The sequence below is a fragment of the Pelagihabitans pacificus genome (genome assembly GCF_009371985.2).
In the GTDB taxonomy this organism is placed as follows: domain Bacteria; phylum Bacteroidota; class Bacteroidia; order Flavobacteriales; family Flavobacteriaceae; genus Pelagihabitans; species Pelagihabitans pacificus.
On sequence record NZ_VIKU02000004.1, the window covers coordinates 386,385 to 400,899 of the forward strand.

Sequence of the window (14,515 nt, forward strand, 5' to 3'; positions counted from 1 at the left end):
TCAATCCCGCTGAAACCGGAATCGATTTTAATCAATACCCACCACCTTGCTTCGGCGTTCAAATAACAAGTTGTCTTTCCAAACCCCGTCTAATCTCCCGACGCGCTCCCTTTTGCCGATATATCGGAAACCGACCATCCCATGGAGTTTGATGCTTGCCGTATTTTCCGGAAAAATTCCGGATTGTAAGGTCCATAAGCCTTGTCGTTCGCTTTCGCTTATGAGCCTTTCCATCAAAACTTTGCCTACGCCACGTCCTCTCTGGTTCTTGCCTACATAAATACTTACTTCGGCGACACCACCGTATACGCAACGACTGGAGACCGGCGATAAGGCCGCCCACCCCAGGATTTGCCCATTGTCGTTGGCCACGAAGCGACAGGATTTCATGTGAGCTCGGTCCCAAGCCTCGTAGGAAGGAATGCTTTTTTCAAATGTGGCAAAACCGGTATCGATTCCTTCTTGATAAATTTTCGAAACCGTATGCCAATCCGATGGTTCCATTTCTCGTATTTCCATGGCTGGGATCATATTTTTTAGCAGCAACCCGCATCCGGGGAACAGCATGCTTCGGCGGCTGCTTGAACAGGTACGCCACAAATCTCCCTCGCTTTACAATTGGTCTGTTCTACCCCGAGGGTGATCATGATCCGATTGTCGTGTACCGAAACGTCGTTGACAAACAGTTGGGCGGTGTGAAATGTAGGATTGCTGTATTCAAATTTAACTTCAACTTCCTTTTCCATCGGTTTGATCCGGTCAACTTTGTTGAGGATTCCCAAGGCCTTGAAAGCGCTCATATACTCATCGCTTTCATGTTCGTCCGGACTTTCCCAGAGTTGAATGATGGTCTCTTTCCAAAAATCGGTTTTTGTACCGCAATCAACCGAGTCGATGGTAACGTTCTTGACCTCGGTGATATGATAATTGGCGCCCACCTGTTTTCCATGGGCATATTCAAAGATAAGGTCCTTGTTGGGATGCTCTTTTAAAAGGGCTAGGAATTCATTTGTTTTCATAGTATCGCTTGTAGGATTAACAACAGTTGAACTTGGTTTTATCGAAGAAGGAATTCAAAAGTGTTTGAATTTCCTTCCATTTATTGAGATTGATGCAATAGCATACTTTTTTTCCTTCGATTTCCCCAATAATCAAATCGATGCTTTTCAATTCTTTCAAATGTTGGGAAATGGTAGGTTGCGCCAAACCGATTTCTTCCACGATATCATTGCAAATACACGCTTTTTGGCTGCTGATATACTGTAATATCGCTATCCTTGCCGGATGGGCGAGCACTTTGAAGATGATGGCCAACTCGTTTTGGCGTTCATCGAATATTTGTGTTTTGGTGAGTCCCATTACATATTTTAATATTGCAATATTACGATAATAAAATGTAATGGAAAAGTCAGATGCAAAAAATCTGACTTTTATTTTTCTTAGAACCAAGGTTTTCTACCCACCTGATAGGTATTGTAGAATTCTTCATCCGATTTGGTCAAATAAATGATACCTTCTATCAGCCCTATGACTCCTGTTGCCATCAAGATAAAGCTTCCGACTACGAAACAAAGCGTGATATAACCTATTATCGATGCTCCCAACAAAATAAATCCTTCTTTTTGATAGCCAAGGATAAATTTATGCACTCCTAGCGACCCCAAAAATATGGCCAGTAGTCCCGCGAGCATTTTCTTATTATCCCCTCCGGCGCCGCTGAAAGTTTCTTTGGCACTTGAGGTGAATTCATCGGCCGTTTTTTTGGCCTCGTCGGCAAAGTCACTCGCTTTTTCCTTGGCCTCCTCGGTAAATTCCTTGGTAGCCTCCTTGGCATCCTCAAACTTTTTACTTGCCTTTTCGCCTAGTTCGCTGGCCTTTCCTTTGGCTTTGTCAAAGGCATCCTCTGCCTTGTCGCCCAAATCTTTGTTATCTTCTGACATGATTGTTTTTTTGGTGGTTAGACAAGTTTAAATGTAACGATTATTTTTAAATCATAGAAACGCCTTGTCTATGGGTTCCCAAAGCTCGAGTTTGTTACCATCGGGGTCAAGAATCCATCCAAATTTGCCATAGTCGTACTCCTCGATATCGCCCACCACAGTTACCCCTTCCTTCTGCAGTTCAGCTAAAAGTGCTACTAGGTTTTCGACCCTAAAGTTCATCATAAAAGACGATTTGCTGGGGGCAAAATAGGTGGTATCGTCTTTCATGGGGCTCCATTGGGTGGAACAATCGTTCCCTTCCTTGTCTTTCCACCAGAAAGTGCATCCATAGGCATCGGTGTTCAGTCCCAGGTGGTTTTTGTACCACTCTTTTATCTTGTCTGGATTTTTGGTCTTAAAGAAAAATCCGCCTAATCCTGTTACTCTATTTTTCATTGGTGCGGGTATTCGTTTTTAAATTATCGCTTTACATTTTTTTCATATAACGTTATCCATTGCTCTACGGTCATCTTGGTCGCCAGTTCCCCGATCAGTTCGAAGGGTATATCCTCCATATACTTAAAACGGATACAGCTTTTTCCCATATCCAGTTTGCGTTTACAGTGTTTGGGGTATTCCGCCACAAACCAATCGTACAGTTCGGGATCGGCATAGATGCCTGAATGGTATACTGCGACAAAATTCTTCTGTGATGCCAAATTCATAAAGGGCAGAGGCAGTTTGGGGTCGCAATGATAGCCGTCGGGATACTTGGAATGGGGTACCACGTAGCCTAGCATGCCATAACTTATCCGCTCATGGAAACCCTCCGGGATATTGTCCAAAATCGTATGGCGTAACTCCCTGATTACTTTTTGCCTTTCCGGTGGTAGCTGTTCAATGTATTCTTCCGGTGTTGCTGCTTTGTATTGCATGGCCTTAATTTTTACGTTGTAATAGCAGTGCGGAAATTAAGGAAATTATGAAGCCGATTATTAAAACGGTCAACGCCATCAATAAAAAGGAAAATATCGGATTTGAGAATAATTCCTTTTGGGATTCCAATTCCGCAAGTTTTATTTTGAACTCCTCTGCAGGCAGGGTGGCCTTCATGTCTTCCGTGACATGGGCGTAATATTCCGTTGTAAATTCAGGGTTGATAGCGATATAGAATACGTCCAGTATCCCGAATGCGATAGCGGTGATGAGACTTATAAGCACTCCGATAGTTAGTGCCTTTTTGAAACTTATAGAGCCATTGTTCTCTTTGTCCCGAAAATGTTTTATTCCTACATATACGAACCCCAGTGAAACGATCATTGAAGCATAACCAATAATTTCTTGGGTAGAATAATCGAGGTTTTTACCGGCAAACCATCCCAAAAGAAATAAAACACAGATGGTAATAGCACCGTATAGACCGTAACGTACTACTGTTTTTTTCATGATTTCTCAAGTTTTTATGTTATGGCCCAAAAGTATGTTTTGAGCCCGGAACGGCACTCATACGAAAGTACCATTCCAATGGTACTTTCGACGGAAAAGACATTTACACAAAATAAATAGTACAACAAGCCTTCATATTCATTTGGTATTATACGGGGATAATTTGCAGTTCTTTTGCCTTTTGTAGGGCTTGCGTTCTTCTTTTGACATCCAATTTGACCAATATATTGGAAACATGGGTCTTGATGGTGCTTTCGGTAACGAACAATTTTTCCCCGATTTCCTTATTGGATAGTCCTTTTGAAATCTCTAGTAGCACCTCGTATTCCCTTTTACTAAGGCCAAGTTCTTCGATTTTTCCATGATTTACGGCCCTGTTGGTCGGGGTAACCACTTTTTTCGACCGGCTTTTATTGATATAGAGACCGATGAATAAGAAAACAACCGCTACCACTGCGATAATTGCTTCAATGGAAGCATTGCCCCTGGCATAGGAATATTTGCTTACTTGAAATAGTGCCAGTAAGGCAAGTATCAAGGCCGAAAAGACAAAAATAGTTTTCTTCACCCTTAAATTTAGCAAAATTTGGCTTTTACCTTATCGACAATCGTCTGCGCCAATTTTTCTTTGCTTTCTAGGGTCCAGCCTGCTACATGAGGTGAAAGGAGTACGTTTTGAGCCTTTATGAGCTTCTGGAATGCGGCTGGCAGTTCATGGTCTGCAAACAGGTTTTCGAACGAGCTTTTTTCATATTCCAGCACATCCAATCCGGCACCCAGTATCTTTCCAGATTTTAGGGCACCCACCAAATCTGAAGTAACCACACATTTCCCCCGTGCGGTGTTCAGCAACCAAATAGGTTTCTGAAAATTATTTATGAATTCGGCATTCACCATCCCAATGGTCAAAGCTGTTTCAGGTACGTGCAGGCTTAACACATCGGTCTTTTGTTGTAGTTCCATAATCCCGACCTGTCGTGCATTATCGTCGCCGACCCCACCTTTGATGTCGTAGCAAATCACTTCCACTTCAAAACCACGAAGTTTTTTGGCAAACGCCCTGCCCATATTCCCGTAGCCGACGATGCCTACGGTCTTACCATCCAATTCGACTCCCCGATTGCCTTCCCGGTTCCATTTTCCCGACCGTACTTCCCGATCGGCCTTGTTGAGTTTGTTAAATAGCGAAAGTAGCATTGCCAGCGTATGCTCGCCCACCGCGTTGCGATTTCCTTCCGGAGCGGCAGCCAGGAAAATCCCTCTTGATTTGGCATATTCGGTATCTATATTTTCCAAACCTGCACCCACCCGACCAATAAACTTGAGGTTGGTGGCCTTTTCCAAAAAAGGGGCGTCAATACGGAACCGACTTCTGATGATGAGGCCGTCATACTGCCCAATTTTATTTTCTATTTCTGGCTTCGGACTGGTATAATCCTCGTGGTTCTCGAATCCCAGTTTGGAAAGCTGTTCCAACAATAGTGGGTGGTTGGTATCTAGATGAAGCACCTTCATGGGGAAATTATATTTTGGGATAATGGCTTTGCGTCAATTCGTGTTTTACATCGCCGGTATGGGCAGTACTTTGTTTTTCAAACAGGAGAAGGTGTACTTCCTCCCCGTTTTTGGTCATGGGATTGTGCTCGACCCCCTTGGGCACTACGATGATCTCGCCTTCCTTCACTTCCTCCGTCCGGTCGCGAAACTGCATGTACAAAGTTCCTTTTAGTACTTGGAAAAGTTCATCTTCGTGCTCGTGGGAATGCCAGACAAACTCCCCTCGTATTTTGGCCAAGATCACTTGCATATCGTCCACTATAGCAATTTGATGGGGATGCCACTGCTTGCTGAAAGCGTTGTGTTTTTCTTTGAGATTAATAGGTTTCATGTGTAAACGTTTTTGAACCAGAGCTTTTTATTGCAAGGCGGTATCCTTATATCCCCAGAACCAACTTGGCGATCAGGAAGTAGATAAGGATTCCAAAAATATCATTACTGGTGGTGATAAACGGCCCCGTGGCGATAGCCGGATCTATTCCCCGCTTATCAAGGAACAGGGGTACGAAAGTACCGATAAAGCCCGCTACGATAATGACCGCTATCAGGGAAATCGAAATGGCCAGGGCGGTCAAGAAATCTCCTTTCCAAATCCACGTAAACAATAATAAGAGGGCCGCCAGGATCACGCCATTCAATAGTGCCAATAGCATTTCCTTTATCAATCGGTCACCGATACTACCTTTGATATCATCGTTTGCCAAACCTTGGACGATGATTGCGCTTGATTGTACCCCGACATTTCCGGCCATGGCCGCAATTAATGGGGTGAACAGAAAAAGCACGGTGTATCGGCGAAACATTTCTTCGAACCCCCCCATTATTACCGCCGCTGCGGCCCCTCCAAAAAGACCTAGTATCAACCAGGGTAGTCGGGCGCGGGTTAAATCCCAGATACTGTCATCGGCCTCCACATCTTGTGAGATACCTGCCGCCAACTGGTAATCCTTGTCGGCCTCTTCCTTGATGACGTCTACGATGTCATCGATGGTAATGCGACCCACCAAGCGACCTATTTCGTCTATAACCGGGATTGCCTCCAAATCGTACTTGCTCATAATTTTGGCGACTTCCTCAGGTTTTTCGTTAACATTCACCGAATCGACCTTTGGGATATACACTTCACTGATATGCGTTTTCGTCGAGGTGGTCAAAAGATCTTTCAACGAAAGCCTTCCCTTTAGCTTGTCCTCGTTATCCACCACGTAAATGGAGTGCACGCGGGTTACATTTTCGGCCTGGGCCCGCATTTCTTTAACACAGGTGAGCACATCCCAGTCTTCGCGCACCTTTACAAGCTCCTTGGCCATAAGGCCTCCCGCTGAGTTCTCGTCATACCGTAGGAGGTCTACGATGTCTTTGGCATGCTCCCTATCCTCTATTTCCGAAATAACCTCCTGAACAATTTCCTGTGGAAGCTCGGCTACGATATCGGCGGCATCATCGGTATCGAGTTCTTCGAGTTCTTCGGCGATTTCTTTGGATGATAGATTTCCGAGGATTCCCTCCCGTACATCCTCATCGAGCTCCGTAAGAATATCGGAAGTCTTATCACTATCCAACAGCTTAATAAGATAGGTGGCTTCCTCTTTATTAAGCTCATTGATGATTTCGGCCACATCGGCAAAGTGCACTTCTTCCAACAGTGACTGAAGACTGGCGTCACTTTGGTTCTCGATGAGTTGTTTTATTTCGGCTAAGAGCTCGTCTGTGAGTTTAAAGGGTGTCATGATGCTGCTATCGCCTTATGGCAATCAGCGCAAAGCTAAAGAAAAAAGGTGTAAGGGTAGGGCGGCTTTTTGGGTTTGGGTCAAAGTTGTTTTTTGATTTGGTTCGCACGCCGGTGATTCGGCTAGAATTATTTGCTACCGTATTTTAAATCAACTTCAATTTTTTCGGTGAGTTCGATAAAATCCTGAACGCTCAGTTGTTCCGGACGCTTATCAAAAACAGTTTCTGCCCTGAGCTTATCGGAAAGCCCGAGGACTTTTAAACTATTGCGGATTGTTTTTCTCCGTTGGTTAAATGCAGCCTTAACGACCCTAAAGAACAACTTCCCATCACACTGTAGCGTTGCATCTTTCTTTCGTACAAGCCGAATCACACCGGACTGTACCTTCGGAGGTGGATCAAAAACCTGCGGGTGTACCGTAAACAGATATTCTGCCTCATAAAAAGCCTGTACCAATACCGATAGGATTCCATAGGTTTTGTTTCCTTCCTTTTCACAGATACGTTTCGCCACCTCTTTTTGGAACATCCCGGAAAATTCAGGTACCTGCTCTCGATGCTCCAATAGTTTGAAAACGATTTGCGTAGAGATGTTATAGGGAAAGTTCCCCGTTATGGCGAAGGGTTCATCGCCAAAAAGTGTTTGCAAATCGTAATTGAGAAAATCTGCCTCCACCACTTTTAACGAGCTGTTCCTTTCCATAACCTTAGGATGTTCCAAGGGAAAACTGTGCTTGAGATATACAATCGATTCCGCGTCAAGGTCCATGGCTACCAAGTTCACTTCCCTTAGCAACAGGTATTTGGTCAATACCCCGGTTCCAGGACCAATTTCGATGACATTACGGTATCCATTTAAAGAAAGTGTTTCAGCAATTTTTTTGGCAATCGACTCATCTTTCAAAAAGTGCTGCCCAAGATATTTTTTAGCCTTCACGGGACTATCGGTCCCGATAGACTTTTGACTTCTTTCGGAATAGGGTGTTTTTCTCTGTTTATTTCTTCTGGACATCGCCTATCGTAAGTTTCTTGTAGTTAATGGGACCTGCTCAAATAGATCCAGGCTTTTTTACCCGATACCAGCGACACTTCGGTACGCTCGTACGCATGGCCCTCATAAGCATCTGCCTTTAGTAATTCCTCCTGTGACAATAAAAACACCTCCCCGGTAATCGAATCGGTTTGGAGGGCGGAGGCAACGATGTTGGGATATCTATCGGCAACTTTTTTGTCGCTCATCCTATACTGGGTAAGAGTATCCGGTACGCCTTGCAATACTCTTGAAAAAACAGCCTGTTGCACTTCCCTTTGTAGCAACGTACCATAGGCGAATACAAAATGGGTGGCGGCCAAATGTTTTGTGCTATGCTCACTTACGACTTGCAACTCTGTTCTAAACGATACGAATTTGCCGGCGAAAAGGCGATTTGCATCTTCTCTCAGGCGTGCGGCATCCTGGTCGTAATACTTTTGGAGGGTTTCCCGATCGGCGACCGTAAACTGAACCGAATACGTTTGTCCCCCCAACTCTTCCTCCACCAATACCTTGGTCATTTTGGCATCGAGGAATTTGCCGGTTGCCAAGACATCGGGAATATGGCTTTCCTTCATCCATCGCAGCCATTCGTCATGCACGCTTTCCTCGATGTTGGTAGTGACGTTGTAAATGAACATTTTTATAGGTCGTGTTTAAGAATCATGCAGTAGAAGCTAGCTTATTGTTCCTCTGTTTCGGTTTATTTGCTATCGATTGACCGGTTTGCAATTGGATGGTACATCTTATCAGTTGATACTATCCCCTCGGAGCATCCTGAAGTTTTTTCTTGCTTGCGGAAAATAGTAGCTATCTTGATGGTTGTAAATTATTTTTTCGTACTGGCTCTTGGCTTTTTCGGGCTGTTTCAGGATTTTTCGATATAATTCCCCCAGCGCAAAATGGGCATCATCGGCCAGTATCCCATCGGCATAGAACTCCGTAATCTTTAGATAGTTGAATTCGGCTGCTTCGTACTCCTTAAGGTTCTCCAGCAATTCACCCTGTTTCAATAGGGCATCATCTTCAATTTTTTCACCCTTATGGTTTTGTAAAATATCATCCAGGGTGTCGATTGCCTCCCGGGTCTTGTTTTGATACCCTAACAAATCGGCGCGGGCGTACTTCTTGAGGGCCGTTTGGGTAGAATCTTCCAATGAATTATCCGAAATCAACAAACTTAGTTGCATGGCATCATTGGCGATCAACTGTGAAGTAGAACCCCGCAAAACCTTCAGCTGTGTTAAGGCCCAGTCGAAATCGCCCTTATAGAAACTGGTCTGAGCTACCTTGAAACGGGCATCCTGGCCAAGTACATCGTTTTTCAAGCCTTTTTGAATCTGTGAAAAATATATCAGGGCTTCGTTGAACTTCTGATCGTAGACCAATATATCGCCCAAGGCCAGTTTGATAAAGGCTTTTCCCCGTTGGTTTAAAGGGAGTTCCAAGCTCTTTTTCAGAATGTCGATGGCTTCTGCCGGCGTATCTTTTTTAAAGGTGAGAAAATTGGCAAATGCCACTTGAAGTTGCAAGGTCTGGGAATCGTACCCATAAATTTCCATTAATTCTTCATATTGTTGCTGCACCGCGTTGATGGTCTTTGCGTTGGCATCCAACAATTGAAGGTCTATAAGATTCAGCTGGGCATTGAGCCTGGTATTTTTATCGGCCGTATTTTCTACAATATATTCGAAAATTTCTTGGGCAATTTCGTAATCGTTCTCTTCAAGGGTCAACTCGCCGAGACCTTCCAAACGCTGCATCGAGCTACCATCCATTCTTTTATAAATGGCTTTTTCCTGTCGAAAGGCGCTACGAAACTGTTTTTGTTGCACAAAGAGCCAACTTAATAGCTCGTTCCAAAGGATATCGGGATTTCGCTGTGCATTTTCAAGCAACACTTTTTTAAGGGTTAGGTTGTTCCCATTCTCGGGATCGGAAGAAATGAAATCATCGATACTTCGTAAAACATTCGATTTCGAAGTTTTACCCTCACTAATAAGGGTTAGGTACGAGCGATACATTTTTTCGACATCTCCTTGCTCCCCGTAAATCTTGGCCATTTGATAGTTATAATCCAGTTCGGGATTTAGTTCCATGGCCTTCGAATATGCCGAGAGCGCCCAATCTAACAAAGCATATTTCTGGAAACGGAAGCCGATACCATACCCATAATTGGGATTCTCCTCGATACGGGCCAGTGCTTTTTCATAGTACTCCCTTGCCTTATCATCTTCATTCTGTAGCGTATGATTATAGCCCAGTTCTACATAGAAAGTGGGGTAGGCCCTGGGATTTTCCAACTGTTTCAGCAAGTACTTCTCCGCATCCCCATACCGTTCCAATTGCTGATAGCAAGCGATGAGTCCTTCACCATAATCGGTGCGACGGGGATTTTTTAGCACCAATTTTTCGTAGAAAACCACTGCTTTTTCAAAAGCGCCGTCATTAAAATATTGTTTGGCCAGAAAATCTTCCTGCGATGATACCGCAGTCAATAGGAGAAACAATAGAAAAGAGAAAGTAGTGCGCATACCTGAATATAGCAAAATTAGTCAAGTTGAAATACAATAGGTGTCAAGAAAACCTTAAACTACCTTTCTAGGCCTATAAAAGGGTCAAATCATTGGCTTCATACGTGATAAAACCCGATTCTGTTGGCGTTCGTTTGATTTCCAATGGTAAAGTGCATCTTTCAAACTCTTTTTTGGTTTGTCTTCCAGAAAGTCCCGTACGTATTGCGCCAACATATTGTTTTTTGCGATGACACGTTTAGAATCGGGATTTTTTTTACGATTCTCCAACCCATGCCACATAAGAATCGCTTCTTCGAGCGTTCTTCCGGGATTCAATTTTGCCCAATCCATAAAATCACTGTGGCAGGTAAATTTAGTTCCGATTTGTAATCTCATAAAATTTCCAAAATTGGGTCCAAAACGGATGTTGTCGGTCTTTTGGTTTGAAGGGCCCGTTTAGATCTGGCCCAGTCAAATTTGGATTGTTGTGCCGGCCTTTCCTTTTCTGGCAAGGGTTCTCCGGGATGTTCCAAAGTGAATGTGATACGGTCCCTAAGTTCAAATTTACGCCCACCTGTAGGTAGGTCCATCCGTTTGCAAATAGCAACCAATTCTTCCCTAAGCCAATACCATCTATTGAACGCGGTACCTGAATCGATGTTTTCAAAGTCAGGCCTGCCCACAGGAATCAGTCGATATGGGTGAATCCACAATAGGGGACCAAGACTTCCGGGATTTTAATCCCATCCGGGGTCTGAAAGTTTTCCAAGATTCCCGCCAGCACTCTTGGCAACGCCAAGGAGCTGCCATTGAGGGTGTGGGCCAAACGGCTTTTACCGTTCTCGTCCTTGTAGCGTAGTTTTAATCGATTGGCTTGATAGGTCTCAAAATTAGAGACCGAACTAATTTCCAACCAACGTTCCTGGGCGGTCGAAAACACTTCGAAATCATAGGTGAGGGCCGAGGTAAAGCCCAAATCGCCGCCACAAAGACGCAGGATACGAAACGGCAGTTGCAATTCCCTCAAGATAGCCTTCACATGTTCGACCATCCCATCCAGGGCCTTGTATGACTCCTCGGGATGCTCAACACGTACAATTTCGACCTTGTCGAACTGGTGCAAACGGTTCAACCCGCGCACGTGGGCCCCATAACTCCCGGCCTCCCTTCGAAAGCAAGGGGTATAGGCGGTATAGCAAATCGGAAAATCATTCGGGTTGAGTAATTCGTTGCGAAATATATTGGTTACCGGTACTTCCGCCGTCGGAATTAGGTAGAGATCTTCCTCAACAACATGGTACATCTGCCCTTCTTTGTCGGGTAATTGACCGGTACCAAAACCTGAGGCTTCGTTCACTAAATGGGGTACCTGCATCTCGGTATAGCCTGCTTCCGTATTTTTATCCAGGAAATAGGAAATCAAGGCGCGTTGCAGTCGGGCGCCCTTTCCTTTGTAGACCGGAAAGCCAGCACCGGTAATTTTTACACCAAGCTCAAAATCAATGATATCGTACTTTTTGGCCAGCTCCCAATGGGGAAGGGCATCGGTTTCCAAGGTTGGTATCTCGCCTTCCCTAAAAACCTCTTCGTTATCTTCTTCCGAAGTTCCAAGCGGCACCGAGGGGTGGGGTACATTGGGAATTTGATAGAGCACCTCCTGTAGCTCTTCGGCAGTTTGGTTCAAGGCCTCACCCATGGTTTTGGAATCTTCTTTTAAAGCACTTGTTCTCTCTTTGATAACGTTCGCTTCCTGGGCTTTCCCACTTTTGTAAAGGGTCCCGATTTCTTTCGAAAGTTTGTTCGATTCGGCCAACGTGGCATCGAGTCGGGTCTGAAGGGCACGTCGCCTCTCATCCAATGCTACTACCTTTTCTACCAATGGGGCAGCATCTATCGAACGCTTTTGCAAGGCATTTATAATCTCTTCTTTTTGTTCCCTTATGGCTTGAAGCTGTAACATGATGCATTGTTTAAGCTGCAAATTTAGGGTTAATTGGGTAATGTCCCAATGAGGTGGGAAATCAATTTTGAACCGGGTCGTCGACTGATGAAGGTAGTATAAATGCATTGTGCCGAAGATGGTCCCAAGCGGTATTGGCAAGATCTATTTGGGGATCTATAAAAGCCCTATACGGTTTTCCGTTGACGCTCACCTTTGCGTTTAGCGCATACACGGATACGGGGATGCCTTTTTTTGCATATTCCTTCTTTAAATACTGGGCAAACTGCCAGATAAAATCCGGATAGGCCCCGATTCTTCGGTTTTGTTTGGGGGTGAGATAGTCTTTGGTGTTGATCCATTCGGTTTTGCCGGTCTCGTTATTTCTGACCTTGAACTGTATTTTTCCCGACCGACTGCGAAGCATCATTCTCCAGCTTAGGCGATGACCTTCCTCTGTCCATAAAACATCGTCGGCAATAAAATGATGTCTAACAGGAAGCATCAGTTGTATCAAAAAGTACAAGCCCAGGGCTGCCAAAAGACTATTTTTATAGGAGGGTACTTCGATGTTACCCTCATTGTAAAAAGATTTCTTTTTGAAAAAGATATTCCTAATGGTTTCGGGTTCAAAAAAGAAAACGATAAACGCCAAGGAGAGGTACGGGAAAATACCTATCTGGAAAACAATGGAGTTAAAAAGGTGAAAGAAAATTGAAGCGATAAGGGCTATTTTTCTGGTGGGTTTCCATAAAAGCGCCGGAACCACCAATAAATCGAAGAGAATCCCAAAAACACCCACAGCTTTATGAACCCAAGGCTGTTGCAACAAATCACCGATTATCGGATAATTCGCCTTATCCTGCATCAATATTTTGATGATTCCAAAATCCAACCAATCCCCATACATCTTGGCGATGGAAGCATATGTATACACGATGAACAGCTGCAATACCACTGCCCATTTGACCCAGCTGGGCATACTAATTTTTTTTATGGATGGATTCCTTTTCGCATCCAGGGAAAAATACCTATTCGCCGGAAAGAATACCATAAAGCCCGAAACCAAAATCAATAAGTAATAATGGTTGTTATAGGATGTTTTTTGCATGAGGTATACCGCCGTCCACATCAAGGTAAAGGCAATAATACTGAATCGATATTTGTAGCCTAGGGCAATGAGGACTCCGAAGGTACCCATCACAAAAAAGTAAACATACATACCATTTCCGGGGAGTGGCTGCAGCCATTCAAAACCGATAAAACTAAACGTAAACCGGGGCTCTACCAACGTTCTACGTACCCACCCCGTGATGATGGCGCCATAGCTTTCCAAGGCGCAAAGGACACCAAAGAGAACCCTGAAAATGATGAGAGGTGCATTGTCGATTCTTCTAAAAAGCAGTCGATCGAGCATCATTTTGAAATTATCGCCAGCGAGGTGTTCCTATCCTTTTCCAGTTGTTTTTTTAGCGCCTCGATGGAGTCGAATTTGTGTTCGTCCCGAATGCGCTCTAGAATATCGATTTGGATATGGAATCCATAAAGGTCTTTGTCGAAATCAAAAAAATGAACCTCGATACGCTGTTGCCCCTCCATAGTGTCATTTCCTATATTGGAAACAGTAGGGTTGTGGCCAATGTTCATCATGCCAAATATGGTCTTCCCCTCTATAACGCTGCTTACTACGTACACGCCATTTTTTGGAATTAATTTATAGGAAGCTTCGATTTGTAAATTAGCGGTCGGGAAATTTAGTTGTCTGCCGAGGCCTCTGCCCTTTCTTACAACCCCTGTGAGCATGTAGGCATATCCCAAAAACTTATTTGCAGTTACCATATCACCTATTTCAAGGGCCTTGCGTATTTTCGTAGAGCTGACCGATACCGCATCCACTTCTTGTGCGGGAATTTCTTCCACCTCAAAATCCAAGGCGTTTCCAAAGGCTTTGAGGTCTACGATATTGGCTGTTCGGTTTCTGCCGAACCGGTGATCGTACCCGATGATAATCTTCTTTGTTTTCAGTTTATTTACCAAAATGTCCCGTACAAATTCCGTCGCCGTAAGGCGGGAAAATTCCTTTGTAAACGGATGCACGACCAAATAGTCCAAGCCCAATTCGTCCAAAATCCTTGATTTCTCCTCGATGGTATTCAAAAGCTTGATATCGCTGTCTTTTTGTAACACCATTCTCGGATGTGGAAAAAAGGTGAGCACCGTTGATTTGATTCCAAGATTCCTTGCCTCGGCTATCAATCTTTCCAAGATTGTCCTGTGGCCAATGTGTACCCCGTCAAAGGTGCCTATGGTGACCGCCGTGGAATGCTGTTCGTCGTATTTTGAAATGCTTTGGACTGTTTCCACTTAGATG

At 44.2% G+C, this 14,515-nt stretch carries 19 protein-coding genes; all 19 read right to left on the reverse strand.

All coding sequences use genetic code 11. The features are described 5' to 3' along the window. Positions 1–27: 27 nt before the first annotated feature. The 19 genes from FK220_RS14785 to FK220_RS14870 all read right to left on the reverse strand — a co-directional run bounded on the left by FK220_RS14785 (position 28) and on the right by FK220_RS14870 (position 14,508). Positions 28–519 (reverse strand): GNAT family N-acetyltransferase, encoded by a 492-nt coding sequence (locus FK220_RS14785; protein ID WP_238719039.1) that lies wholly within the window; start codon positions 517–519, stop codon positions 28–30. Between the two features lie 17 nt (positions 520–536). Next, positions 537–1,019, reverse strand: coding sequence for a DUF6428 family protein (locus FK220_RS14790; RefSeq protein WP_152575114.1), 483 nt, complete (start codon positions 1,017–1,019; stop codon positions 537–539). A gap of 16 nt (positions 1,020–1,035) precedes the next feature. Beyond that, a complete protein-coding gene (locus FK220_RS14795) occupies positions 1,036–1,359 on the reverse strand; it encodes an ArsR/SmtB family transcription factor (protein ID WP_152575115.1) in 324 nt (107 codons plus the stop codon). Between the two features lie 80 nt (positions 1,360–1,439). Continuing rightward, positions 1,440–1,940, reverse strand: coding sequence for an NINE protein (locus FK220_RS14800; protein WP_152575116.1), 501 nt, complete (start codon positions 1,938–1,940; stop codon positions 1,440–1,442). Positions 1,941–1,991: 51 nt separating this feature from the next. Next, entirely contained in the window at positions 1,992–2,378 is a 387-nt protein-coding gene (locus tag FK220_RS14805) for a VOC family protein (RefSeq protein ID WP_152575117.1), read from the reverse strand. Between the two features lie 23 nt (positions 2,379–2,401). After that, positions 2,402–2,857 carry a DUF1801 domain-containing protein gene (locus FK220_RS14810; RefSeq protein WP_152575118.1) on the reverse strand — a complete coding sequence of 152 codons (456 nt, stop codon included), beginning with the start codon at positions 2,855–2,857 and terminating at the stop codon, positions 2,402–2,404. 4 nt (positions 2,858–2,861) lie between these two features. After that, the gene (locus FK220_RS14815; protein ID WP_152575119.1) at positions 2,862–3,368 is read right to left on the reverse strand and encodes a DUF4199 domain-containing protein; all 507 of its coding nucleotides are present in this window, start codon (positions 3,366–3,368) and stop codon (positions 2,862–2,864) included. A 148-nt stretch (positions 3,369–3,516) separates the two neighbouring features. Then, the gene (locus tag FK220_RS20255; protein ID WP_152575120.1) at positions 3,517–3,936 is read right to left on the reverse strand and encodes a response regulator transcription factor; all 420 of its coding nucleotides are present in this window, start codon (positions 3,934–3,936) and stop codon (positions 3,517–3,519) included. Positions 3,937–3,944: 8 nt separating this feature from the next. Continuing rightward, positions 3,945–4,883: a 2-hydroxyacid dehydrogenase gene (locus FK220_RS14825; RefSeq protein WP_152575121.1), complete on the reverse strand. Its 939-nt coding sequence runs from the start codon at positions 4,881–4,883 to the stop codon at positions 3,945–3,947. A 7-nt stretch (positions 4,884–4,890) separates the two neighbouring features. Then, on the reverse strand, positions 4,891–5,256 hold the full coding sequence (locus tag FK220_RS14830) for a cupin domain-containing protein (protein ID WP_152575122.1): 366 nt from the start codon (positions 5,254–5,256) through the stop codon (positions 4,891–4,893). Between the two features lie 46 nt (positions 5,257–5,302). Next, positions 5,303–6,655 (reverse strand): magnesium transporter, encoded by a 1,353-nt coding sequence (mgtE, locus tag FK220_RS14835; RefSeq protein WP_152575123.1) that lies wholly within the window; start codon positions 6,653–6,655, stop codon positions 5,303–5,305. A 128-nt stretch (positions 6,656–6,783) separates the two neighbouring features. Further along, a complete protein-coding gene (rsmA, locus tag FK220_RS14840) occupies positions 6,784–7,668 on the reverse strand; it encodes a 16S rRNA (adenine(1518)-N(6)/adenine(1519)-N(6))-dimethyltransferase RsmA (protein WP_152575124.1) in 885 nt (294 codons plus the stop codon). 23 nt (positions 7,669–7,691) lie between these two features. Then, positions 7,692–8,330 carry a DUF4286 family protein gene (locus tag FK220_RS20260; protein ID WP_152575125.1) on the reverse strand — a complete coding sequence of 213 codons (639 nt, stop codon included), beginning with the start codon at positions 8,328–8,330 and terminating at the stop codon, positions 7,692–7,694. Between the two features lie 108 nt (positions 8,331–8,438). Next, positions 8,439–10,223, reverse strand: coding sequence for a tetratricopeptide repeat protein (locus FK220_RS14850; RefSeq protein ID WP_152575126.1), 1,785 nt, complete (start codon positions 10,221–10,223; stop codon positions 8,439–8,441). A gap of 84 nt (positions 10,224–10,307) precedes the next feature. Beyond that, entirely contained in the window at positions 10,308–10,631 is a 324-nt protein-coding gene (locus FK220_RS14855) for a DUF6434 domain-containing protein (protein WP_317168341.1), read from the reverse strand. After that, complete coding sequence (locus FK220_RS20300; protein WP_394352431.1) at positions 10,598–10,888, reverse strand: SAP domain-containing protein; 291 nt, start codon at positions 10,886–10,888, stop codon at positions 10,598–10,600. Before FK220_RS20300 ends, FK220_RS14855 begins: the two co-directional genes overlap by 34 nt. A gap of 5 nt (positions 10,889–10,893) precedes the next feature. Continuing rightward, a complete protein-coding gene (serS, locus tag FK220_RS14860; protein ID WP_152575128.1) occupies positions 10,894–12,165 on the reverse strand; it encodes a serine--tRNA ligase in 1,272 nt (423 codons plus the stop codon). A 61-nt stretch (positions 12,166–12,226) separates the two neighbouring features. Then, positions 12,227–13,561 carry an HTTM domain-containing protein gene (locus tag FK220_RS14865; RefSeq protein ID WP_152575223.1) on the reverse strand — a complete coding sequence of 445 codons (1,335 nt, stop codon included), beginning with the start codon at positions 13,559–13,561 and terminating at the stop codon, positions 12,227–12,229. Further along, on the reverse strand, positions 13,561–14,508 hold the full coding sequence (locus tag FK220_RS14870; RefSeq protein WP_152575129.1) for a bifunctional riboflavin kinase/FAD synthetase: 948 nt from the start codon (positions 14,506–14,508) through the stop codon (positions 13,561–13,563). Before FK220_RS14870 ends, FK220_RS14865 begins: the two co-directional genes overlap by 1 nt. Positions 14,509–14,515 lie beyond the last annotated feature (7 nt).

Bases quoted from the DNA above. Each gene is read 5' to 3' on its own strand.
- FK220_RS14810 (WP_152575118.1), bottom strand. From the start codon at position 2,857: ATGCAATACAAAGCAGCAACACCGGAAGAATACATTGAACAGCTACCA.
- FK220_RS14785 (WP_238719039.1), bottom strand. From the start codon at position 519: ATGGAAATACGAGAAATGGAACCATCGGATTGGCATACGGTTTCGAAA.
- FK220_RS14800 (WP_152575116.1), bottom strand. From the start codon at position 1,940: ATGTCAGAAGATAACAAAGATTTGGGCGACAAGGCAGAGGATGCCTTT.
- serS (WP_152575128.1), bottom strand. From the start codon at position 12,165: ATGTTACAGCTTCAAGCCATAAGGGAACAAAAAGAAGAGATTATAAAT.
- FK220_RS14850 (WP_152575126.1), bottom strand. From the start codon at position 10,223: ATGCGCACTACTTTCTCTTTTCTATTGTTTCTCCTATTGACTGCGGTA.
- FK220_RS14815 (WP_152575119.1), bottom strand. From the start codon at position 3,368: ATGAAAAAAACAGTAGTACGTTACGGTCTATACGGTGCTATTACCATC.
- FK220_RS20260 (WP_152575125.1), bottom strand. From the start codon at position 8,330: ATGTTCATTTACAACGTCACTACCAACATCGAGGAAAGCGTGCATGAC.
- FK220_RS14830 (WP_152575122.1), bottom strand. From the start codon at position 5,256: ATGAAACCTATTAATCTCAAAGAAAAACACAACGCTTTCAGCAAGCAG.
- FK220_RS14795 (WP_152575115.1), bottom strand. From the start codon at position 1,359: ATGGGACTCACCAAAACACAAATATTCGATGAACGCCAAAACGAGTTG.
- FK220_RS14790 (WP_152575114.1), bottom strand. From the start codon at position 1,019: ATGAAAACAAATGAATTCCTAGCCCTTTTAAAAGAGCATCCCAACAAG.
- FK220_RS14825 (WP_152575121.1), bottom strand. From the start codon at position 4,883: ATGAAGGTGCTTCATCTAGATACCAACCACCCACTATTGTTGGAACAG.
- FK220_RS14865 (WP_152575223.1), bottom strand. From the start codon at position 13,561: ATGCTCGATCGACTGCTTTTTAGAAGAATCGACAATGCACCTCTCATC.
- mgtE (WP_152575123.1), bottom strand. From the start codon at position 6,655: ATGACACCCTTTAAACTCACAGACGAGCTCTTAGCCGAAATAAAACAA.
- rsmA (WP_152575124.1), bottom strand. From the start codon at position 7,668: ATGTCCAGAAGAAATAAACAGAGAAAAACACCCTATTCCGAAAGAAGT.
- FK220_RS14805 (WP_152575117.1), bottom strand. From the start codon at position 2,378: ATGAAAAATAGAGTAACAGGATTAGGCGGATTTTTCTTTAAGACCAAA.